Raw genomic sequence first — 20,549 nt, forward strand, 5'->3', positions numbered from 1 at the left:
CAGCCGACCGGGGCGCGCCCCTGCCGAGGTGCCGGACCCGCCGGCGGTGGCCATGTCGAGGACCTTCGTCGCCGGACGACCAGCACGACAACGCCCGCCACCGATCGTATTCGGTAGCGGGCGAGCGGGTTTCGTTGTTCAGTGCAGGGCGAGGCGGCGGTACTCGAGTGCGGTGGCCACCGCGTAACCGCCGCCGCCGGCGATCGCGAGGATGGCGAAGAAGCCGGGCATGCCGACGAAGAGCGCGGCGGTCGAGACCAGGGCGAGCCAGGCACCGAGGCCGTAGTGCAGGACGTTGCGGCGTGCGGCGCCCTCACCGAGGTACAGCAGGCCGACGACGAGTCCGGAACCGGCCGGCCACAGGACCGACTGCAGCTCGGGCAGGCCCGCGGTGGCGGTGAGTCCGGTGATGGCCACGAACAGGGCCCCGAAGCCCACCGCCCAGGACAGTCCGAGGAGTTGTCCGGTCCGCACGTCGGGTTCGGCGGCGCCACGCTGAGCGCGCAGCGCGGCACGGGTGGCGCTGACCGTGCCGACCGCGAAACCCATGCCCAACAGTGCGAGCGGCAGCCATGCGGGCAGTGCCAGCAGCGGATCGGCGCCCCGGGACAGCGCGGCGGCACCGTGTCCCAGGATGTAGGCGAGTCCGAAACTGACGTAGGTGGAACGATTGTCGACGTCGCCGCTGCGGGAGCGCACGGGCGCGGGGGCGAGCGGGGCGGCGAGTTGTGCGGTGGTCATGACAGGAGCCTCCGAGATAACGGTGTGGGTGGGGGTACGAGAGCGGTGCGATGGTCTGCGGCGTCAGCGGTGCGCGTCCGGCACGATGACGACTTTGCCTGCGACGGTGTGTGATTCGGCGAGGGTCAGGGCCGCGGCCGCCTCGGAAAGCGGGAACTCCGCGGCGATCTGCGGGGTCAGCGCGCCCTCGGCCAGCAGGCGGAACACCTGGGTGAGGTCCTCGCGCAGTTGCCTGCGGAAGATGTCGAGGCGGCGCTGACCCGCCCAGAGGTTGTAGAAGCGCGCGCTCTTGCCGTTGGGCAACAGGTTCCACAGCAGCAGTCGCGGAAACAGTTTCAGCACGGGCAGTTTCGGGTTGCCGTCCGCGTTCTTCGTCGCCGCGGTGCCGTAGGAGACGAGCGTGCCGCCGCGGCGCAGCAGCCGCCACGAATCGACCACGGTGGCCCCGCCGACGTGATCGAACACCGCGTCGACGCCGTCCGGCGCGACCTCCCGGATCCGGGCGTACATGTCCGGGTCGCGGTAGTCGACCGGAGTCACGCCTTGCTCGCGCAGCGCGGCGTGGTGGCGCGGGGCGGCGGTGCCGATCACGGTGATCCCGGCCTGCCGGGCCAGCTGCACGAGCGTGGAGCCGACACCGCCGTTCGCGCCGAGCACGACAATCGTTGCGCCGGTGCGGACCCGGGCCGTCCGGTGCAACAGTTGCCAGGCCGTCAGTCCGTTGACGACCACCGTCTCGGCGGCGGCCGGGGTCACCCCGTCCGGCACGGGGACCAGATCCGCGGCGTCCAGCACGAGGGCGCTGGACCAGGCGCCGACCTTGGTGACGGCGGCGAAGCGGCAGCCGATCAATCCGGTGTCGACGCCCGGTCCGGTCGCGGTGACCGTGCCGACCACGTCGTAGCCCGGCACGAAGGGGAACGACGGTTGGTCGAAGTACTTGCCGCGGCGCATCTGCTGTTCGGCGAACGAGACGCCGGTCGCCTCCATGCCCAGGACGACCTGACCGGCGGCGGGTGTCGGCAGGTCGCGGGTGGTGACCTGCAGGCCGTCGGGCTCGACCCTGTCCGGCAGGACGATCGCCGTGATGGTGGCGGTGCTGTTGTTCATGGTGTGTCCGATCCGATCCGGTTGAGCTAACGGATGTAAGGCTACGGCTGTTAGGTGAGGTTGCGCAAGGGTTAACAGCTGTAAGTTTTTGTCTGTAAGGTTTTGGTCATGAACGAGGCCAACAGGGCGACGCACATCCGCGTGCGCAACCCGCGCGGCGAGGGCGCGCGGCTGCGGGACGAGATCGTCGCGGCGGCCGTCGCGCTGCTCGACGAAACGGGCGACGGCAGTGCGCTGACCCTGCGGTCGGTGGCGCGGCGGGCCGGGATCGCGGCGCCCTCGATCTATCGGCATTTCCCGCACCAATCGGCGATCATGCCCGCGGTCGTGCGCGACGCCTTCGCGCAGTTGGACGCCCAGTTGCGGGCGGCAGTGCGGGCCGCGGGGGACTCGCCCCGGGATCGTTTGGCCGCAGTGTGTTTCGGCTATCTGGAGTTCGCCCGTGCTCGTCCGGGGCGCTACCGCATCATGTTCGGCGGTGGCTGGGTGCCCGACCGCGACGACGGCGCCGTCTCCGAGGGTGAAATGGCAGTCCTGGGGCAGTCGAGCCTGCGATTGCTGGCGGCGGCCCTCACCGATTGTGTTGCCGCGGGCCAGGCTCGGAGCGCGGACCCGGCGGTGGACGCGGTGGCGCTGTGGCTCGGGCTGCACGGCCTCGCACATCAGCGTGCGGTCGCGCCGTCTTTCCCCTGGCCCGCCGGGATCGTCGAACGTCTCGTCAGCACGCTCGCGCATCTGACCGCTCCGTGAGTGTGCCTCGGTCGAGGTGAAACGCATTGCGATGTAACGGGTTCGGGGAGCGGCAGGGCCGCTACCGGCCCCTCGGGTGGCCGGTGTGGACGCTGGGGGATATGCTCTGCGAGATGACTACTCATTCTGTCGAAAGATTGGGGGTTCCATTCGTGCACGGTGAGCGCTGATGCCCACCGACACTGCGAATGGGGACCTTTCCCGCCTCTCCTTCTGGTCGCGCGTACGTGAATTCGCCGTGCCGCCAGGAATGATCGAGACTGCCACCGCCCGTCGCCTGCGGGGTGATTGGGCCGGCGCATGCGCTGCGGCAGGCTTCGATATCGATCTCGACCTGCGCTCGACAGCGCGGACCCGCGGGCGCGAACTCGCCGCGCGGATCCGGTCCGACCTGCGATATCTGGCGCCGGACCTGCTGCGCTGGCACCTACCGCGGATCGCGCCGGATGGGCTGCTGCGACCCGGGTTGACCAGCACCCTCGCGCGCTACCCGCACGCAGGGCACGAACGCGGCAGCCCGCCGGGCCTCGAACTCGTGGTGCGCACCGCGCCCGCCTGGGCGGACGCGGGCCAGCGGATCAGCCTGGCGCTATCCGACGGTTCTGCGAAAACGGCGGCGGCACAACCGCATCCGCATCCTCGGCCGGACCGCCGGTATCGCCTGGATCTGCACCGCCACCTCTGGGACGCGCGGCGCACCGACGAGTTGCGGGCACGGTGCGGGGCCGGGGAACCACCTGCCGGTCCCGATCCCGAACTCCTCGTGCTCTTGCCCCCGTCCGGCGGGTGTGCGGCCGAGACCTGGGCGGTCGAAGCGCGGCTGCTACTGGACGCCGAGAAGTGTTGCGGCAGTGCGTTCGTCGTACGGCTCGGGGGTCGGCGACGACTGGTGCTGCGGGTCGACGGCGGGGGACCGCCCACCGTGCGGCTCGCGCCGGGCTATCCGGCGGGCGGCGTCACCGCGTTACCGGTGCTGCCAGACGCCGCGACCTGGACGCTGCCCGACCTGACCCTGCTAAGTGCCGGTGCGATCACGTCCGATCGGCTGCACCCGCTGGTCGCGGCGGCACTGGCACCCGGTGGCTCCGCTGTGGTGCAGCAGACCTACGCGGTGGCCGGACCGCGCCTGGTGACCTGCCGCGGCGAACAGCACCGCATCGGTTTCGTCGACGGTGTCCTGTCCGCGCTCGACCACGACCCGATGGAACTCCGGCGGGAGGAACTGCTGGCCGCGCTGTCGGGGACGCCGTTGCCGTGCTTGCAGGCCATCGATGTGGCACACCGTGCACCGGACTGCCTGGCGGGCATCCGGGAACGATTGCACCACGGCGATATCGCGGGCGCGCTGGCCTTGGTCGAGGGACTGCTCGGTCCCGGTGCGCTGCTGCGCGACGGCGCACTGCGGGACGAACTCGAAGCCGCCGCGCGGCGGCGGATCACCTACGGGCTCTTCAGGTCCGGCTTGTCCGAGGCCGTTTCGGCGCGTGTCCCCACCGGGCGGGACCGGCGTCGCGACCGTCGTGCGCATCCGCGCAACGCAACTCTGCACTGATTCAACGACTTTCCCTCCGACCACACCGATTCCCCGAGGTGATCACCCATGCTTGCTACCCGTCCACTCGCACAACTCGACGTCGCCGAGGACCTGCTGACTTTGCTACGCGAAGCGACCACCGAACCGCGCGCCGACAATCAGCTGGAGGCACTGGCTTTGGCGGTGGCCGCCGATCTGCCGGTGCTGCTCTGGGGCGAGCCCGGGATCGGCAAGACCGCGGCGCTGACCCAGCTCGCGACCGATCTGGACCTCCCGCTGACCACGGTGATCGCGAGTGTGCACGAGCCGTCGGACTTTTCGGGTCTGCCCGTCATCGGCGCCGACCCCGCGGCGCACGGCGTCCCGCTGGCGCCGCCGGACTGGGCCGTGCGGCTGGTGCGGGCCGGGCGCGGGCTGCTGTTCCTGGACGAATTGTCCACTGCGCCACCGGCGGTACAGGCCGCGTTGCTCCGGTTGGTGCTGGAGCGGCGCATCGGCGCCTTGCAGTTGCCGCCCGGCGTGCGGATCGTCGCGGCGGCGAATCCGCGTTCCTCCGCGGCCGACGGCTGGGAACTCGGTCCGCCACTGGCGAATCGGTTCGTGCACCTGCAATGGACGCACGACCACGACGTCGTCGTGCGCGGTCTGGGGGGCGTCTGGCCGCACGCGGTGTTGCCCAGACTGGCGCCTGAGCGGCTGAGCGAGGCCGTCGCTTTCGCCCGGCGCGCGGTGTGCGTGCTGCTGGCGGCGCGACCCGCCCTCGTACATCAACTTCCCAGCAGCGAGACGCGCCGGGGCGGTCCGTGGCCGTCGCCGCGCAGTTGGGAGATGACGTTGCGGCTCATCGCCTTTGCCACCGCGGCGGGTTCCTCCCGCGACGTGCTCTCCCAGCTCGTGCGCGGCACCGTCGGCGACGGACCGGGCTTCGAATTGCTGGCGAGTCTGGACCGGATGGACCTGCCGGACCCGGAAACGCTGCTCGCCGACCCGGCGGGTGCGGTGCTGCCCGAACGTGGCGACCTGCGGCAGGCGGTGCTCGACGGGGTGGTGGCGGCGGTGCGCAAGCGCCCCGAGCAGGCGCGCTGGGCTGCCGCGTGGGCGATCCTGGTGCGCGCCTTGGAGACCGGTGCGCCCGATCTCGTCGTCGTGCCTGCGACCACGCTGGCCACGCTGCGACAGGGTGACTGGGCGGTGCCGGCGGCGATCGAGGAGCTCGCCGGAGTGGTCGCGGTGTCGCAGGGCGCCGATCATGCCGCGGCGGCGGGGCGATGACCGCGCCGTTGGACCGGGAGAAGCTCTTCGCCGCACGACTGCATGCCGCGCGGGCGCGGCCCTACCTCGCCACCGCCTTGTTCGCGCTGCACGTCGTGGAAAGCGCTGGGGTGCAGACGATGGCGGTCGACCGATATTGGCGATGCTACGTTTCACCACGCTTCGTGGACCAGACCGACACCGCGGAACTGGCGGCCGTGTGGGTGCACGAGGTGTCACATCTGCTGCGCGACCACCACGGGCGCAGTGACCGATACGCCCGGCTGCACGACCTCACCGGGCCGGGCGAACGGTTGCGGATGAACATCGCCGCGGACTGCGAGATCAACGACGACGCGTTCGGCGACGGTCTGATCCAGCCCGCGGGTGCGGTACTGCCCGCGACTTTGGAACTGCCCGCCGGTGAACTCATGGAGGACTACCTGGGCAAGTTCCGGCTCGGGCCGTACACCGACGGCATGGCTTGGCTCGACTGCGGCAGCGGCGCCGACGGCGCGGAGCGCGAGTGGGACCTCGGACCCGACGGTGCGGACGGGTTGAGCGAACAAGAAAGGGACGCAATCCGATTCAAGGTGGCCCAGGGCATCATCGGGCGGCCGGGCAACGCGTCCGGAGCATGGCGGCGCTGGGCCGAGGAGGCACTGCATCCGCCACAGCCCTGGCGCGATCTGCTGGGCGCGGCGGTGCGGAGTGCGGTCCGTGCGCCGGGCGTCGGCGAGGACTACACCTACGGACGACCCGCGCGACGTGCCGCCGCGCTGCCCGGCATCGTGCTGCCGAGTCTGCGTCGTACCCCACCGCGAGTCGCGGTGCCCATCGACACGTCGGCTTCGGTCAGCGACACCGAATTGGGCAGTGCGCTGCTCGAAGTCGCCGCCATCGGCCGGGCCTTGGGCGGCCGGCGCGACCTGGTCAGCGTGCTGCCCTGCGATGCCGCGGCCACCATCGTGCATCCGCTCTGCGCCGCCGAGCAGATCCCGCTGCTCGGCGGCGGCGGCACCGACCTGCGCACCGGCTTCACCGCCGCCCTGCGCAGCAGGCCGCGCCCCGATGTCGTCGTGGTCCTCACCGACGGTCAAACCCCTTGGCCCGCAAGCCGTCCGCCGTGCCGAACGGTCGTCGGACTGTTCCGTCGCGGCTACGGCGGGTCCTACCTCGAACACGATGCCGACTACGTTCCGGACACCCCGCCGGACTGGGCCCGCGTGGTCGAGATCGGCTGAATCAACGGACGGCGCCGTCGACCATGGCCAGGTTGGCGCCCGCTTGCGGGCTGCCTGTCGCGATGTGCGTTGTGGGCCCGGTCGATTCGGCCGAGTGACGGGGTGCCACCCGTCGGATGGCTAACCGGCGGCGTCGTGCCGGCCCGACTCGCGCAGCGCGGTGTTGTCGTCGCGGAGACGGTCGTTGTCGGTGTGCAGGGTGGCGTTGGCGTCTTCCAGGTCGAGGATGCGGCCGATGCCCGCCAGATTCACGCCCGCGGCGGCGAGGGTGGTGATCCGCCGCAGGCGGGCGATGTCGTCACCGCTGTAGCGGCGGGTGCCGCCCTCGCTGCGGGCGGGTGTCAGCAGACCGTGGCGTTCGTAGAGCCGCAGGGTCTGCACCCCGATCCCGGCCAGGTCGGCGGCCACCGAGATCCCGTATACGGCCTGGCCAGACGGGGGTAGGTGAAATTCTTGCTGGGGCTCCTGCGGCATCGCGCTCCTGATCTCTTGGTGCTCTCGAGGTTTTCTATTCTAACCACTTGCACTCATCTGTCGAGAGTGCTAAAACAAATCTATGTCAGATGACAGAGGTTATCTGAACCGATGAAGAAGAATGGAGTGTGTTGGAGGTGGCGACCATGCTGATGCGTACCGATCCGTTCCGTGATCTGGACCGATTCACGCAGCAGGTGTTCGGCACAGCGGCGCGACCCGCGGTGATGCCGATGGACGCCTGGCGCGACGGTGACGAATTCCTGGTGGAGTTCGACCTGCCGGGGATCGATCCGAAATCGCTGGATCTGGACATCGAACGCAATGTGGTGACCGTGAAAGCGGCTCGGCAGGAACTGGATTCGGGGCGTTCGATGATCGCCGCCGAACGTCCGCGCGGCGTGTTCAGCCGCCAGCTGTTCCTCGGCGAAGGTCTCGATACCGAGCACATCCGGGCCGATTACACCGATGGTGTACTGCGTCTGGCGATTCCGGTCGCGGAGAAAGCCAAGCCGCGCAAGATCGAAATCGAACACGGCGAACGGCGGCAGGCGATCGACGCCTGACCGTCCGGCCCAACACCTTTCCCCCGGACGGGCCCGGTAGCCCGGGCCCGCCCGACGATAGTCAGAACATCTGTGCGAGGAGGTTTCTCATGACCATGCGCACTGCCGAGTTGTGCGGTGGCACCGCGCCGGCGGTTACTCGATGAGTACCGAATCGCGAGTATTGCGAACGCATGTGAAACAGGATGCGGCGACGGCGGTACTGACCGTCGGCGGTGAAGTGGACGCCGCGTCGGTGCCGCTGTTACGCGCCGGGATCGAGGAGGCGCTCGGCGCCGGGCCGGAGATGCTCGTCCTGGATCTCTCCGACGTCGGGTTCTTCGGTTCCGCGGGACTCAGCGCACTGCTGTTCGCGCTGGAGGCCGCGCCCCGTCGCGAACTGCGCGTCGTCGCGTCGCCGCAGGTGCGACGTCCGATCGAGATCACCGGTCTGGACCAGGTCCTCACGGTGTTCGACACCCTGGACGGCGCGTTGTCACCCGATGAAGACCCGAGCGTCGCGTGAATTCACGACCTCGATGCGCTTCTGATCGCGCCGCCCGCCCATAAAGCGCAAAAGTTGTGAAACGCCTATTTCGGGCCAACGCTCACTTAGCATGGGTCGCGGCACCCATCTGGCAGGTATTCGCGCATCCTGCCCCCACATAGATGATGTGGCCTCTCTCGGTTCTGCTTTTCATGGCCGCTGCCACGGTGCTCTCCATCGCTCTTCCGATCGCGGGTTGGGTCATGGGCGCGATGCTGCTCCCCATGGCCGCGGTGATCAGTCCGTTCTTGCTCTTCGGCAGCTGAGCTTCGGCGCACGTTATGTGCGCTGGGTGCAAGTGTTCCTTGCAGAGATTGCAGTAGACATCAATCCGGGCTGCTTCGAGACTGGGTTCATGAACAGCAATCAGGAATCGGTGGCCGTGGGCAGGATCGTGCGGCCGAGCAAGTACGGATCGCCGGAGGTCCTCGAGGTCGTCGAAACGCAAGTGCCGCAACCGGATGCCGACGGTGTCGTGGTCCGGGTGCGGGCCGCCGGGGTGAACCCCATCGATTGGAAGATCTACAGCGGTTCTTTCCATGAGGTCGACGACGACGAGAAGGACGCGGCCGGGCTCGCCCAGAACCTGCCCCGGCTCGGGCTCGAGTGCGCCGGTGTCGTCACAGCGGTCGGCCCGGCCGTGACGGAGGTGGCGGTCGGCGCCGAGGTCATCGTGTACCCGGTCACCGGCGCTTACGCCGATTACGTTACGGCGCCGGTGAGTTCGCTGATCCCGAAGCCCGCCGAGCTGGACTGGCCGGCGGCCGGAGCCCTGATGCTGGCCGGCCTGACCGCGATGCATGCGATGCACGCCGCGGGTGTGCACGACGGTGACACGCTGCTCGTCCACGGCGGTTCGGGCGGGGTCGGGTTGCTGGTCGTGCAGTTGGCCATCGCGGCGGGCGCGACGGTGATCGCCACCGCCGCCGCCCGCAATCACGCACTGCTGCAACGGCTCGGCGCGATTCCGGTGACCTACGGCACGGGACTGCTCGACCGGGTCAGGGCCGCCGCGCCCGGCGCCGTCACCGCGTCGATCGACTGCGCGGGCAGCGACGAGGCGTTCGACACGTCGCTGACGGTCGTCGCCGATCGGCAGCGCATCGTCTCGATCGCGGGCGGTGACCGGCATGTCGCCGCCGGCATCAAGGTGCTCGGCTATGGACCGGGCCAGGATGCGGGCACCGAGTTCCGCAATGCCGCCCGGGCCGAACTCGTCGCACGCGCAAGCGATGTGGACATCCTGATCGATAGCGTCTATCCGCTGTCGGAAGCGGCGCAGGCGCACAAGGCCGGGCTCGCCGGGCACGGGCCGGGCAAACTGGTGCTGATTCCGTAAAGCACCGGCACCGAGCAGGCCCCGCCCGCGAACCTGCAGCGGGAGGGGCCCGCCGGGCGTTGGTCAATTACCTTGCGCCGCTTCGCTGACCGAGGCCCATTCGCGCCACTGTGCCATGCGCGCTTCGTATTCCGTGGTGACGTAGCGCAACGCCCCCTGCCCGAGCAGCAGCCGGCGCGGTGGCTTGTCGGCGTCGACGACGGCCAGCAGCGCGGATCGGGTCGCCCGCGGTGCGCCGAGCGGTTGACCCGAATAGTCGATGGCCGCACGGGCGGCATCGTAAACCGCGTTCGCCGTGGTGAATTGGGTAAGCGCGAACCCGGTGTCGTAGCTTGCGGGTTCGAGCACGGTGACGTGGATGCCGAACCCGGCGACCTCGTCGGCCAGCGACTGGGACAACCCTTCCAGCGCCCACTTCGAGGCGCTGTACGCGCCGGTGTTCGCCGCGGCCAGCAGCCCCCAGACGCTGGAGACCTGAATGATGTGCCCGGCCTCGCGGGCGCGCAGGTAGGGGAGTGCCGCTTGGGTAACCCACAGTGGCCCGAGCAGATTGGTCTCCAATTCGGCGCGGATCTGCTCCTCGGTGAGCTCTTCCACCATGCCGAACTGCGCGAATCCGGCGTTGTTCACGACGATGTCGAGGTGCCCGAAATGCTGTACGGCCTGTTCGACCGCGGCGTGCACACCGGCTCGGTCCGTCACGTCCAGCCGCAACGGTAAGAAGGTCCCCGGGAACTCGCCCGCCTGCCCGGCCAGTGCCGTCAGATCGCGTGCCGTGCCCGCGACCCGATCGCCGCGTTCCAGCGCGGCTGCCGCCCACTCCCGGCCGAGCCCGCGGGAAACGCCGGTTATGAACCACACCTTGCTCATACGATCCGTCCTTGTGCCGCAATCATGAGTTAACGGACGTAAGGCTACGAGTGTTAGTTAACTAACGCAAGGGCTAACGTCTGTAAGTTTTATGTTGTAAGGTGAAGCGTATGGGCAAGAACGAGACTTCGGCACCTGTCCGAGCCCGCAATCCGCGCGGTGCGGGCGCGCGACTGCGGGACGAGATCGTGGCGGCGGCGGTCGCGCTGCTCGACGAAACCGGTGACGCGAGCGCCATCACCTTGCGCTCGGTCGCGCGTCGCGCGGGCATCGCGGCTCCTTCGATCTACCGGCATTTCCCGGATCAGCCGGCGATCATGCTGGCCGTGGTGCAGGACGCCTTCGAGGAGATGGCGCGGCAGCTGCGTGCCGCGTTCGACGCCGCGGGCGAGTCGCCCCGTGCGCGACTCGCCGCGGTCTGTCACGGGTATCTCGACTTCGCGCAGGCTCGGCCCGGGCCCTATCGCACGATGTTCGGCGGGGTCTGGGTGCCCGATCTCGGCGACAGTTCGGTGTCGGAGAGCGAGATGGCGATTCTCGGGGACGAGAGCCTGCGTCTGCTCGCCGCGGCGCTCGCCGACTGTGTCGCCGCCGGAGTTTCCAGCAGTACCGATCCGGCCGCGGACGCGGTGGCGTTGTGGCTCGGACTGCACGGGCTCGCGCATCAGCGGGTGGTCGCGCCGTCCTTTCCGTGGCCCGCGGACATCGCGGACCGGCTCATTACCGCGCTCGCTCACCTCGGTGCGGCGTGAGGTAGTCGAACACGTTATTGTCCGGTCACCGATGGTGTGCACGGCGGAAGGGAAAACCCATGCGGTACAACGAATATCGGACATATGACGCAGTCGGTCTGGCGGAGCTGGTGGCCAAGGGCGAAGTGCAACCGGCCGAACTGTTGCAGGTCGCACTGGACCGTTGCGCTCAGGTCGATCCGGCCGTCAACGCGGTGAGCCTGCTGATGGCCGAGGCCGGGCGGGCGGCAGCGGCCGCGCCGTCGACGGGGCCCTTCGCCGGGGTGCCCTTCCTGCTCAAGGATCTGGGCCAGGATTTCGCAGGGTATCCGACCTCCGCGGGCACCGGTCCGTTGCGCGAGATCGACGCCTCCCACCACAGCATCGTGGTGCAGCGGTGGATCGATGCCGGCCTGGTCATTTTCGGCAAGACCACCACGCCCGAGTTCGGGGCCGTAGCGGTCACCGAGACCGGAACCTTCGGCGCGACCCGGAATCCCTGGGACCTCGACCGATCGCCGGGCGGGTCGTCCGGCGGCGCGGCGGCCGCGGTCGCGGCGGGGATCGTGCCGATGGCCGGCGCCAGTGACGGCGGGGGCTCGATCCGGGTGCCGGCGGCCTGCACCGGACTGTTCGGCCTGAAACCGGGGCGCGGGATGGTGCCGGCCGGTCCGGACGCGGGCGAGAACATCTTCGGCGCCTCCACCAGCGGCGTGCTGTCGCGCAGCGTCCGCGACACGGCGGTCATGCTCGATGTGCTCAGTGTCCCCGATCCGAGCGGCCCCTACCTGTCCGCGCGGGCCGAGCAGCCCTATGCCACGGCGGTGAGCACCTCGCCGCGACCGCTGCGTATCGGGTTCAGCTCCGAATCACCTTTGGGCACACCGGTTCACGCCGAAGCTGTGCGGGCGGTCGAGCACACCGCGGCCCTGCTGGAGCAGCTGGGTCATCACGTGGAGCCCGCCGCGCCGCGGATCGATGGCGAGCAGTTGGCCCACGATTTCATGGCCGTGTGGACCGCCAATCTCGCGACCAAACTGGCGAAGGCCCGCCGGATCAGCGGTGCGCCTGACTCCGCGTTCGACATCACCACGCGGGCCGCGGCGGCGGCCGGGCGCGCACAGACCGTGACGGCTCTGCTCGAAGCGCACGAGGGCTGGAACGCTCACGGACGAGCCCTGGCCGCGTTCCACGACAGCTACGACCTGTGGCTCACGCCGACGATCGCCGCGCCGCCGCTGCGCATCGGCCAGACCAAACCTCCTGCGGCGCTGGCGAAGATCCTCGGAGGGCTGCTGGAAGTCGGTGCGGGCCCGGCGATTACGCGTAGTCCGGTCTACCGCAAGATCGTGCGGGCCAACCTGGCCCCGGTGCCGTTCACGCCGCTGGCCAACGTCACCGGTCGGCCGGCGATGAGCGTGCCACTGCATCGCACGGCCGACGGTCTGCCACTCGGCAGTCAATTCGTCGGCGCTCTCGGCAGCGAGTTCTTGCTGCTGCAACTGGCCGCGCAACTCGAGACGGCCCAGCCGTGGGCCCAGCTCGAGCCGCCCGAGCCCGCGTAACGAGCGCATGCCGTGGCGGACCCGGCAGCACGAATGCGGGTCCGCCACCGGTTCACAGCAGTCGCCAGGTGTACCCGGGTGTGTTCCACGGCTCCGGCGTGTTCTGCAGCACGATCGCGCTGCCGGTGTCGCGCAGGTACATGCTCGGGTTCGAGCGCGGGTACAGGTGCCACACCGGCGGATCGATGGTGCCGCCACCACCCCAATCGGCGCGCGGATCGTCGCAGGACCCGACGACCAGGACCCCCGGACTGGTGGCGGTGTCGCCGATGAGGCACTTGGCGAAGAAGTCGAGCAGTTCGAAGCGCACGTAGCCGGAGGACTGCGTGAGCCTGGTGAAGATGTGCGGTTGGTCTGCGCGACAGGTGGTTTCGTTCTCGGCGGGACCGCGCCCGGCCGCCGCCTCGTTGTAATAGATGCAGGCGGGGCCGTTGGGTGCGCCTTGGCTGATCATGGTGAACTCTCGCGGTATTCCGCCGGCCAGTGCGTCCGGTCCCGCGGGCGCCTGTGCTGAACCGGCCGGCGCCGACACCGCGAGCAACGCCGCTACGGCGGCCAGGATGAGCATGAGTCTACTTCTCTGCACAACAACTCCTTCAAGGTTTTTCGAGTGCGGCGATAGGTGCCGGGATGGTCTTCGCGCGGAATCAGATCGTTCGTCGCAGCGAGACGGGGAGGATCCTCCCCTGCGCCACACCACTTCTGGTGTCGGCGTCCTGACACTATCGGCAACCCGGGTATACCCGGCAAGACCCGAAAAGTTATGCGTTTGAAGTAGGACTGTGCGGTTCCGGGCCGCGCGGCGTCATCGGCGCCGTCGTTCCGCCTCGTACATCTCGGCGGCCGCGTTGATCCGGGCGCGGGCCTCGATGTGCGCGACGTGGGTGCACGGGGTCGGGTCTTTCAGATTGGGCAGCACGAAGGCCAGTGGCCAGACCCAGGCCAAATAGTAAGCGGGCGTGAAGAACAGTGCGGGGCCGCCGTTGATCACCTTCAGCGGCACCCCGTGCCGTTTGCGGTAGTAGATCTTGCAGACGATGATCCCGGCGGTGATGTAGGTGAGGCCGAGAATGAGGCCGATGAGAGTTGCGTCCATGCGCACAACGGTGTCACCCGGGCGGCGCCGCCGGTATCGGCCGAACGTGGGACATGGTGGCGCACAACGGAATTCTGTAGTCCGATTGAACGACAGGGGCGAACGGCGGCTCAGTGGCGGTGGCGCGGGTCGCCCTGCGCGTCCCGGCCGCGCGTGGCGAGCCAATCGTGTTCGAGCACACCGAGTTCGGTGCGCGGCGGCTCGTCGTAGCACCACTCGCGCGCGATCCGGTGCCAGTTGCCGGCGGCGCGCAGCTTGCCGAGCAGCGCGAGGGTGCCGTATTCGACGCGTCGTGCGAACGCGTGCTCGGCGGGCGCGTATTCGCGTCGCCACCGGTCGAAATAGCCGCGGCGCGGGTCGACGAAAGTGAGAATGGCATTCGGTGCGGCGTCCGCGGCGATCCGGATCTCGGCGTCGGTGAGCAGCCAGCCGGAGACCTCGTAGAACAGACGCAGGCATTCGTCCGCGGTCGCGGGCGAATCCTCTTCCAGCACGCCGTATTCCGTCAGTAGCCCGCGTAGCTCGGCGCCGCGATGCTCGGCGGCGGCGCGGACGCAGTCCAATTCGAATTCGACTGCGGCGTCGTCCATGTGCTTGAACAGGCCGAAGTCGAGAAAGGCCACTTTGCCGTCGGCGGCGAGCAGGATGTTGCCCGGATGGGGGTCGCCGGAGAAACAGTGCTCGCGTGCCATCGTGCCGACGTAAAAGCGGTACACGATCTCCCCGACGCGATCGCGGTCCGCATCGGGCAACGCGACGATCTCGTCGAAGCGCAGTCCTTCGACGAGTTCGGTGACCAGAACCCGTGCCGTGCACAGCTCCGTCACCACCTCGGGAATGCGGATGAAGGGGTGATCGCGATAGCTGTCGGCGACGATCCGATGGTGCGCCGCTTCGGCGCGATAGTCGGTCTCGTCGGCGAAATGCGTGGTGAGTTCCCGGAAAAGCGCGTGGTCGGCGACTGCGGGCGCGATGGTGCGCAGCATCCGCAACACCAGACCGAGATTCTTCAGGTCGGCTCGGATCGCGATATCGATCCCCGGATACTGCACCTTGACCGCGACAGTACGACCGTCGTGCAGGCGGGCGCGGTAGACCTGACCGATCGAGGCGGTGCCGATCGGTGTGGCCTCGAACTCCGCGAAAACCTTCGCGAGCGGTCGTCCGTAGTCCGCTTCGAGCACCGTGCGCATACGCTCGAACGGCAGGCTCGGCGCTTGATCGTAGAGGGCGGCGAGTTTTCGCTGGAACCGTTCGCGCTGCGCCGGCGGCATCGTCTCGATGCCGAACGCGGCGAGCAGGTCGAACATCGACAGCAGTTGGCCGGCCTTCATGGCCAGGCCCTTCATGCTGCCCAGCACGGTCACGATGTCCTCGGCCGCGTCGGCCAGTGCTCGTTCGGTGCGCGCGGTGCGCTGCGCGTCGGTGTCGCCGACCATCGACAGCGTCACGCCGGCACCCCGAACTGCCTGTCCGGCAACGAGTTTGCCGAAGGTGGCGCCGCGTCGTACCCGTGAGGTGGGTATGTCCTTCGCCATCGCACAACCTTCCAGTCGGCTAATTCTTCGCCTGGCCGGGCGACTGCAGGCCGGACGTGAGGACGGCGAGCACGGTGTCGGTGTAGCCGCGCCGGTCCGCTTCGCCACCGCCTTGCAGGGTGCGCATCACCGGCGGGATGGTCAGCGCCATCAGCATCCACGCGACATCGGCGGTGTGCACGTCGGCGCGGAGCACGCCGGCGTCGACGGCGCGGGTCAGGAAGCGGTCCACGGTCGCGGCCAGTATCCCGCCCAGGCCGAGCAGGCGCGTGTTGAGTTCGTCGTCGATGCCGGGCAATTCGAACAGCAGCGCCTGCATCAGGGCGGGATCGGATTCGGCGATCCGGCACATCCGCTCGACCGCGCCGGACCAGGTCCGCACCAGCCAGTCGACGGTGATCTCGCGGTGCACCGGCTCGGGCACGAACACCTCGCCCGCGATCTCGGTGAGGATCCGGTCGAGGCCGTAGTCGACCACCTCGTCGAGGATGGCGCGCTTGCTGTCGAAATAGCGATAGAAGGTGCCGTACCCGATGCCGACCTCGGCGGTGATGTCGGCGGTCGAGGCCGCGGCGTAGCCCTTCGTGGTGAACACGTGATAGGCGGCGGCGATCAGCTCGCGCCTGCGCCGCTCGGTGTTCTGCTGGTCGCGCGGCCGACCCGGGCCGCGGCCGCGTTTGGCTGGTTCGGTCATCCAGCACATCGTATGCGCCCTGGTCGTGCTGCCCGTCGAGCATCGCCGCTTGCGCCTGGGGCTTGCGGCAGCGTCTCAGACAGTTTATTTTAGTGACACGGCCGTCGCTTAATTGACGGGTGGTAGATCTGCTCTTTCGGGCACCGACGACACAGGAGTCGCGGCATGATTTCGGAACTTCTGGCTGTAAATCCACGATCGGCCCGTCGGTTATGACGGTGGTGGTGGTGACCGGTGCGGGCAGCGGCATCGGGCGGGCGATCAGTCTGCGGTTCGCCGGGCGCGGCGCTACCGTGCTCGTCGCCGATATCGATGAGTGTGGCGGGAAGGAGACCGTCGCGCTGGTGCGGGCGGCAGGGGGCCGGGCGGAGTTCTCTCCGCTCGACGTCTCCGACGCAACGGCCTTGGCGGAGTTCGCCGCTCGGGTCGCACGGGACCACGGCGTTCCCGACGTGGTCGTCAACAACGCGGGCATCCTGATCTCCGGCGGATTCCTCGAACAGAGCGGGGACGACTGGCGGCGCATGATCGCGATCAACATGCTGGGCCCGCTGCTCGGCTCGCGATTGTTCGTGCAGCAGATGGTCGAGGCGGGCAAGCACGGCGCCATCGTCAATATCTGCTCGGTCGGGGCGTTTCTACCCACGTCGCTGGCTCCCTCCTATGTGACCGCGAAGGCGGGCGCGTGGATGGGCACCCAGGCGTTGCGCGCCGAATTCGCCGATCGCGGCATCCGGGTCAGCGCCGTGTGTCCGGGATTGATCGATACCGAGCTGTCCGCGAACGGGACGCTAGCGGGAGCCGACGCTCGGGCGACGGCCGACTGGGGCGCGAAACTCGCACGCGGACAACGGATCTTCGGGCGGTCGCCGGATCGGGTCGCCGCCGCGGTCGAACGCGCGGTGCGCTGGAATCTGTCGACCGTGCCGGTCGGGGTCGAGGCCTGGGCCGGCTGGTACCTGGCGCGGTTGTCGCCGGGGGTGCTGCGCGGACTCTCGGGCCTGGCGCAGATGCCGTTGGCGGAGAAGGCGGTCGAGCTGTCGGATCGGGTACTGGGAGGCAGGCGATGAGAACAGCGATCGTGACCGGCGGCGGCGCGGGCATCGGGCGCGAAACCGCGCTGTTGCTCGCGCGCACCGGATATCGCGTGGTGATCGCCGATATCGATGCCGACAGTGCGCATGCGGCGGCCGACGAGATCGGCGCGGCGGGCGGGCGGGCCCATCCGTATCGGCTCGACGTGGCCAGTGAGTCCCAGTGGGACAAGTGCGCCGAATGGGTCAGCGGCGAATTCGGCCCCGCCCATGTGCTGGTGAACAACGCGGGGGTGATGGACACCGGCGGATTCTTCGAAACCACTGCGGCGCAATGGCAACGCACCGTCGACATCGACCTGATGAGCGTGATCTACGGCTCTCGCGTGTTCGCCCGGCAGATGATCGATGCCGGTATCCCCGGCCATATCGTCAACGTCTCCTCGGGTGCGGCCTTTTTCCCGGCCAAATACATTCCCGCCTACGCGACCGCGAAGGCCGCGGTGTTGATGGCGACCCAGGCGTTGCGAGTCGAGCTGCGGCCCAAAGGAATCGGAGTGAGCGCGATCTGTCCCGGCGCGATCCGGACCGATCTGCTCGCGCACGGTGAGCGAGCGGGTCTCGACGCGGCCCAGCAGGCGGCCTGGCGGACGGAGATCGGGCGGGTCCAAGGTCTGGCGTTCGCCGGACCGGACAAAGTCGCGCGGGCCATCGAGCGGGCGATCCGGCGCGATCACGCGATCGTGCCGGTGAACCTCGAGGCGTGGCTCGGTTACGGCGCGTTTCGCCTGTCGCCCAGTCTGACTCGCGTAGTGGGCAGCCTCGGATCCTTCACGCTCGCCGACGCGCTGCTGCCCCGATTGCGGCCATTGCTGAACCGGATCACGAAATGAGACAAGACATGAACGAGACAGCAGCGCCGCTGTACGAGGTCGCCGTGATCGGGGCGGGTCCGGGCGGTATCGCCGCGGGTGTGAAACTGCGCCGGGCGGGCATCGACGATTTCATCGTGCTCGAGCGCTCCGACGAGGTCGGCGGCAGCTGGCACGAGAACCACTATCCGGGGCTCGGCGTCGATATCCCAGCGCTGGCCTACCAGTATTCCTTCGCCCGCAAAGCGAATTGGAGCCGGGTCTTTCCGCACGGCGCGGAGGTCGAGCAGTACCACATCGACGTGGCGCGGCGATTCGGCGTGCGTGCTCGAGTGCGGTTCGGCGCCGAGGTCGAGCGGGAGGAGTGGGACGAACACGCTGGCTACTGGAGGTTGTTCCTCGCCGATGGGTCCATCGTCAGCGCACGATTCGTGATCAGCGCGGTGGGCGCGTTCGTCCGGCCGAAGACCGAGGTGGGCATCGCCGGTGTGCGTGCCTTCAAGGGAAAGGTCCTGCGGCCCAGTAGTTGGGATCACGACTACGATCTGTCGGGCAAGACGGTGGGCATCATCGGCACCGGTGCCAGTGCGGTGCAGATCATTCCGTCCATCGCGCCGGAGGTCGGCAAGCTGACGGTCTTCCAGCGCACTCCGGTCTGGTCGTTGCCGAAGCCCGATTTTCGTATTCCCGGTGCGCTGCAACGGGTCCTGGCGGTACCTGGAATTCAGCCCGTGTTGCACGGCGGGGCGCTGGTGGTGATCGATCTCGCGTTGCGTGCGGTGGTCGGGCTGCCCGGGGGCGTGGTGCATCCGGCGATGGACCGTTTCGATGCCGGCTGCCGTGCGCTGTACCGGCGTTATCTGGCGCGGGTGGTCACCGACCCGCAGACCAGGACGGCGTTGACGCCCGATTTCGGTCTGGTGGCGAAGCGGCCCACCTTGTCGAACAGCTACCTGCGGGCCTACAACCGGGACAACGTGGCCCTGGTGACGACGCCGATCGAGAAGATCACGCCGACGGGAGTCCGCACCGGCGACAAGACGCTGCATCGGTTGGACGCCCTCATTCTGGCCACCGGCTACGAGGTCTTCTCCGACCCGGAGACGTACCGGCCGGGAACCATACTGGGCCGCAACGGATTCGACCTGGCCAAGTTCTATCGCGAAGAGGGTTTGCAGGCGTATCAGAGCGTCTCGGTGCACGGCCTGCCGAATCGGTGGACCCTGGTCGGCCCGTACTCGTGGACCGGTTCGGGTTGGCACGCGTTCGTGGAGATGACCGCCGACCACGCCGTGCGCGCGATCGCCGAGACGCGCAGGCGGGGTGCGCTCTGGTGCGAGGTGCGCAAGGAAGCGGCGGACGCATATCACCGCACGGTGTACCGGCGGGGTGAGTCGTTGCGCTACTACCTGGCCGAACTCAACGGCCATGTGCCGACCTACTACCGGAACTCGCAGGGGGACACCACCTATGTCCGGCCGTCGGGGTTCTTCGAGGCCCGGCGGGGCAATCGCCGGTTTCCGCTCGACGACTACCGGTACGAGGTGCAGGTCCCGGCGGGAGTTCCGGCATGACCGGCGCGGCGGCCGCGGTGCAGGTCGAATTCGCGAGCCGGGCCGGCCTTCGGCTGCGGGTTGCGCACGCGCTCCTGCGTGCCACGCTGCGTCCGGCCGTCGACGGGCTGTGCGTCCTCGCCGAAAGCGGACCGCTGCGCGGCACTCGGGCCTTCCGGATCGCCAATCTCGCGGACCTGCTGGCCATTCCGCTGCGCCCGGCGCGGGGTACGCGGCGACGCGCCGTGCTGTTCCCCGACTTTCGCGCCGAATGGCTCTGGCACCGGGACGATCACGGCCCCGACGACACCGCGCAGGGCGCGGCGATCCTCTACTTTCACGGCGGCGGGTTCCTGGCGGGCGGGTTGCACAGCCACCGCCGGCTGGCCGCACGGATCGCACGGGCGGCTGGTGTCGCGCTGTTGAACGTGGACTACCGCCAACTGCCCAAGGGCCATTTCACCGACACGGTCGACGACGCGGTCACCGCCTACCGGTACCTGCTCGACCGCGGATTCACCCCCGACCGCGTGGTCTTCGCCGGTGATTCGGCGGGCGGAGGCCTGACTTTCGCGGCCGCACTCGCCGCTCGGGCCCGGGCGCTGCCGCTGCCCGCCGCCATCGCCGCGATCGCGCCGTTCGCCGACCTCGACCCGGCAATCCGGCGGGCGCACCCGAACGATCGGCACGACGCGCTGCTGTCGGCCCGGGCGCTGGCGGTGCCCGCACTGCTCGGCTTCGCGCGCGACGGCGTGCTCGATCCGCTGTGGTCGCCGATCAATCACGACTTCACCGGCATGCCACCGACATTGATCCAGGTGAGCAATCTCGAGGTGCTGCTGCCCGATGCCGAGGCGCTCGCCCGGCGCTGCGCCACGGCGGGCGTGCCACACACATTGCAGGTCTGGGACAACGCGATTCATGTATTCCACGCGGGCGCGGACCTGCTGCCGGATGCCCGTGCCGCCGTCGCCGAGCTGGGCGCGTTCGTGCGGCGCGCGCTCGACACCGCGGCCGCCGGCCGCGGCACCGACCGGACCACCGCGGCCTGACCGGCCGCA

Annotated in this window: 21 protein-coding genes; 13 read left to right on the forward strand and 8 right to left on the reverse strand. The window is 69.1% G+C overall.

Annotation, left to right across the window (positions count from 1 at the left end):
• Window positions 1-138: 138 nt before the first annotated feature.
• Both O3I_RS19515 and O3I_RS19520 read right to left on the reverse strand, forming a co-directional pair.
• The gene (locus O3I_RS19515; protein WP_014984684.1) at window positions 139-741 is read right to left on the reverse strand and encodes a hypothetical protein; all 603 of its coding nucleotides are present in this window, start codon (window positions 739-741) and stop codon (window positions 139-141) included.
• A 63-nt stretch (window positions 742-804) separates the two neighbouring features.
• Window positions 805-1,851: a medium chain dehydrogenase/reductase family protein gene (locus O3I_RS19520; protein WP_014984685.1), complete on the reverse strand. Its 1,047-nt coding sequence runs from the start codon at window positions 1,849-1,851 to the stop codon at window positions 805-807.
• A 108-nt stretch (window positions 1,852-1,959) separates the two neighbouring features.
• Here O3I_RS19520 and O3I_RS19525 point away from each other — a divergent pair, with 108 nt between their 5' ends.
• From O3I_RS19525 to O3I_RS19540, 4 genes are all read left to right on the forward strand, one after another.
• Window positions 1,960-2,601 carry a TetR/AcrR family transcriptional regulator gene (locus tag O3I_RS19525; protein WP_014984686.1) on the forward strand — a complete coding sequence of 214 codons (642 nt, stop codon included), beginning with the start codon at window positions 1,960-1,962 and terminating at the stop codon, window positions 2,599-2,601.
• A 169-nt stretch (window positions 2,602-2,770) separates the two neighbouring features.
• Entirely contained in the window at window positions 2,771-4,153 is a 1,383-nt protein-coding gene (locus O3I_RS19530) for a hypothetical protein (protein ID WP_041562717.1), read from the forward strand.
• Window positions 4,154-4,201: 48 nt separating this feature from the next.
• Window positions 4,202-5,407, forward strand: coding sequence for an AAA family ATPase (locus O3I_RS19535; RefSeq protein WP_014984688.1), 1,206 nt, complete (start codon window positions 4,202-4,204; stop codon window positions 5,405-5,407).
• A complete protein-coding gene (locus O3I_RS19540; RefSeq protein WP_014984689.1) occupies window positions 5,404-6,630 on the forward strand; it encodes a DUF2201 family putative metallopeptidase in 1,227 nt (408 codons plus the stop codon). The genes O3I_RS19535 and O3I_RS19540 overlap by 4 nt, the downstream gene beginning before the upstream one ends.
• A gap of 120 nt (window positions 6,631-6,750) precedes the next feature.
• Here O3I_RS19540 and O3I_RS19545 read toward each other — a convergent pair whose 3' ends face one another.
• Entirely contained in the window at window positions 6,751-7,104 is a 354-nt protein-coding gene (locus O3I_RS19545; RefSeq protein WP_041562718.1) for a MerR family transcriptional regulator, read from the reverse strand.
• 131 nt (window positions 7,105-7,235) lie between these two features.
• Here O3I_RS19545 and O3I_RS19550 point away from each other — a divergent pair, with 131 nt between their 5' ends.
• The 3 genes from O3I_RS19550 (at window position 7,236) to O3I_RS19560 (ending at window position 9,535) form a co-directional block, all read left to right on the forward strand.
• A complete protein-coding gene (locus tag O3I_RS19550) occupies window positions 7,236-7,670 on the forward strand; it encodes an Hsp20/alpha crystallin family protein (RefSeq protein WP_041562719.1) in 435 nt (144 codons plus the stop codon).
• A 142-nt stretch (window positions 7,671-7,812) separates the two neighbouring features.
• Window positions 7,813-8,175, forward strand: a complete 363-nt coding sequence (locus O3I_RS19555) for an STAS domain-containing protein (RefSeq protein ID WP_051066983.1) — start codon at window positions 7,813-7,815, stop codon at window positions 8,173-8,175.
• Window positions 8,176-8,551: 376 nt separating this feature from the next.
• A complete protein-coding gene (locus O3I_RS19560; protein WP_014984693.1) occupies window positions 8,552-9,535 on the forward strand; it encodes an NADP-dependent oxidoreductase in 984 nt (327 codons plus the stop codon).
• A 63-nt stretch (window positions 9,536-9,598) separates the two neighbouring features.
• Here the strand turns inward: O3I_RS19560 and O3I_RS19565 are convergent, their stop codons facing one another.
• Window positions 9,599-10,405 carry an SDR family NAD(P)-dependent oxidoreductase gene (locus O3I_RS19565; protein ID WP_014984694.1) on the reverse strand — a complete coding sequence of 269 codons (807 nt, stop codon included), beginning with the start codon at window positions 10,403-10,405 and terminating at the stop codon, window positions 9,599-9,601.
• A 110-nt stretch (window positions 10,406-10,515) separates the two neighbouring features.
• Here O3I_RS19565 and O3I_RS19570 point away from each other — a divergent pair, with 110 nt between their 5' ends.
• Together O3I_RS19570 and O3I_RS19575 are read left to right on the forward strand one after the other, a co-directional pair.
• On the forward strand, window positions 10,516-11,157 hold the full coding sequence (locus tag O3I_RS19570) for a TetR/AcrR family transcriptional regulator (protein WP_014984695.1): 642 nt from the start codon (window positions 10,516-10,518) through the stop codon (window positions 11,155-11,157).
• A 59-nt stretch (window positions 11,158-11,216) separates the two neighbouring features.
• On the forward strand, window positions 11,217-12,701 hold the full coding sequence (locus tag O3I_RS19575) for an amidase (protein WP_014984696.1): 1,485 nt from the start codon (window positions 11,217-11,219) through the stop codon (window positions 12,699-12,701).
• Between the two features lie 52 nt (window positions 12,702-12,753).
• Here O3I_RS19575 and O3I_RS19580 read toward each other — a convergent pair whose 3' ends face one another.
• The 4 genes from O3I_RS19580 to O3I_RS19595 all read right to left on the reverse strand — a co-directional run bounded on the left by O3I_RS19580 (window position 12,754) and on the right by O3I_RS19595 (window position 16,029).
• Window positions 12,754-13,287 (reverse strand): hypothetical protein, encoded by a 534-nt coding sequence (locus O3I_RS19580; RefSeq protein WP_141691788.1) that lies wholly within the window; start codon window positions 13,285-13,287, stop codon window positions 12,754-12,756.
• 219 nt (window positions 13,288-13,506) lie between these two features.
• Window positions 13,507-13,797: a hypothetical protein gene (locus O3I_RS19585; protein WP_014984698.1), complete on the reverse strand. Its 291-nt coding sequence runs from the start codon at window positions 13,795-13,797 to the stop codon at window positions 13,507-13,509.
• A gap of 110 nt (window positions 13,798-13,907) precedes the next feature.
• A complete protein-coding gene (locus tag O3I_RS19590) occupies window positions 13,908-15,443 on the reverse strand; it encodes an AarF/UbiB family protein (protein WP_237748334.1) in 1,536 nt (511 codons plus the stop codon).
• A complete protein-coding gene (locus tag O3I_RS19595; RefSeq protein WP_014984700.1) occupies window positions 15,355-16,029 on the reverse strand; it encodes a TetR/AcrR family transcriptional regulator in 675 nt (224 codons plus the stop codon). Before O3I_RS19595 ends, O3I_RS19590 begins: the two co-directional genes overlap by 89 nt.
• A 212-nt stretch (window positions 16,030-16,241) precedes the next feature.
• Here O3I_RS19595 and O3I_RS19600 point away from each other — a divergent pair, with 212 nt between their 5' ends.
• The 4 genes from O3I_RS19600 to O3I_RS19615 are packed head-to-tail and all read left to right on the forward strand — an operon-like array spanning window position 16,242 to window position 20,540.
• Entirely contained in the window at window positions 16,242-17,099 is an 858-nt protein-coding gene (locus O3I_RS19600) for an SDR family NAD(P)-dependent oxidoreductase (RefSeq protein ID WP_014984701.1), read from the forward strand.
• On the forward strand, window positions 17,096-17,956 hold the full coding sequence (locus O3I_RS19605; RefSeq protein WP_014984702.1) for an SDR family NAD(P)-dependent oxidoreductase: 861 nt from the start codon (window positions 17,096-17,098) through the stop codon (window positions 17,954-17,956). Before O3I_RS19600 ends, O3I_RS19605 begins: the two co-directional genes overlap by 4 nt.
• A gap of 8 nt (window positions 17,957-17,964) precedes the next feature.
• Window positions 17,965-19,509 (forward strand): flavin-containing monooxygenase, encoded by a 1,545-nt coding sequence (locus O3I_RS19610; RefSeq protein WP_014984703.1) that lies wholly within the window; start codon window positions 17,965-17,967, stop codon window positions 19,507-19,509.
• Window positions 19,506-20,540 (forward strand): alpha/beta hydrolase, encoded by a 1,035-nt coding sequence (locus O3I_RS19615; protein WP_014984704.1) that lies wholly within the window; start codon window positions 19,506-19,508, stop codon window positions 20,538-20,540. Before O3I_RS19610 ends, O3I_RS19615 begins: the two co-directional genes overlap by 4 nt.
• The last annotated feature ends 9 nt before the right edge of the window (window positions 20,541-20,549 follow it).

It is taken from the genome of Nocardia brasiliensis ATCC 700358 (assembly GCF_000250675.2).
GTDB lineage: Bacteria > Actinomycetota > Actinomycetes > Mycobacteriales > Mycobacteriaceae > Nocardia > Nocardia brasiliensis_B.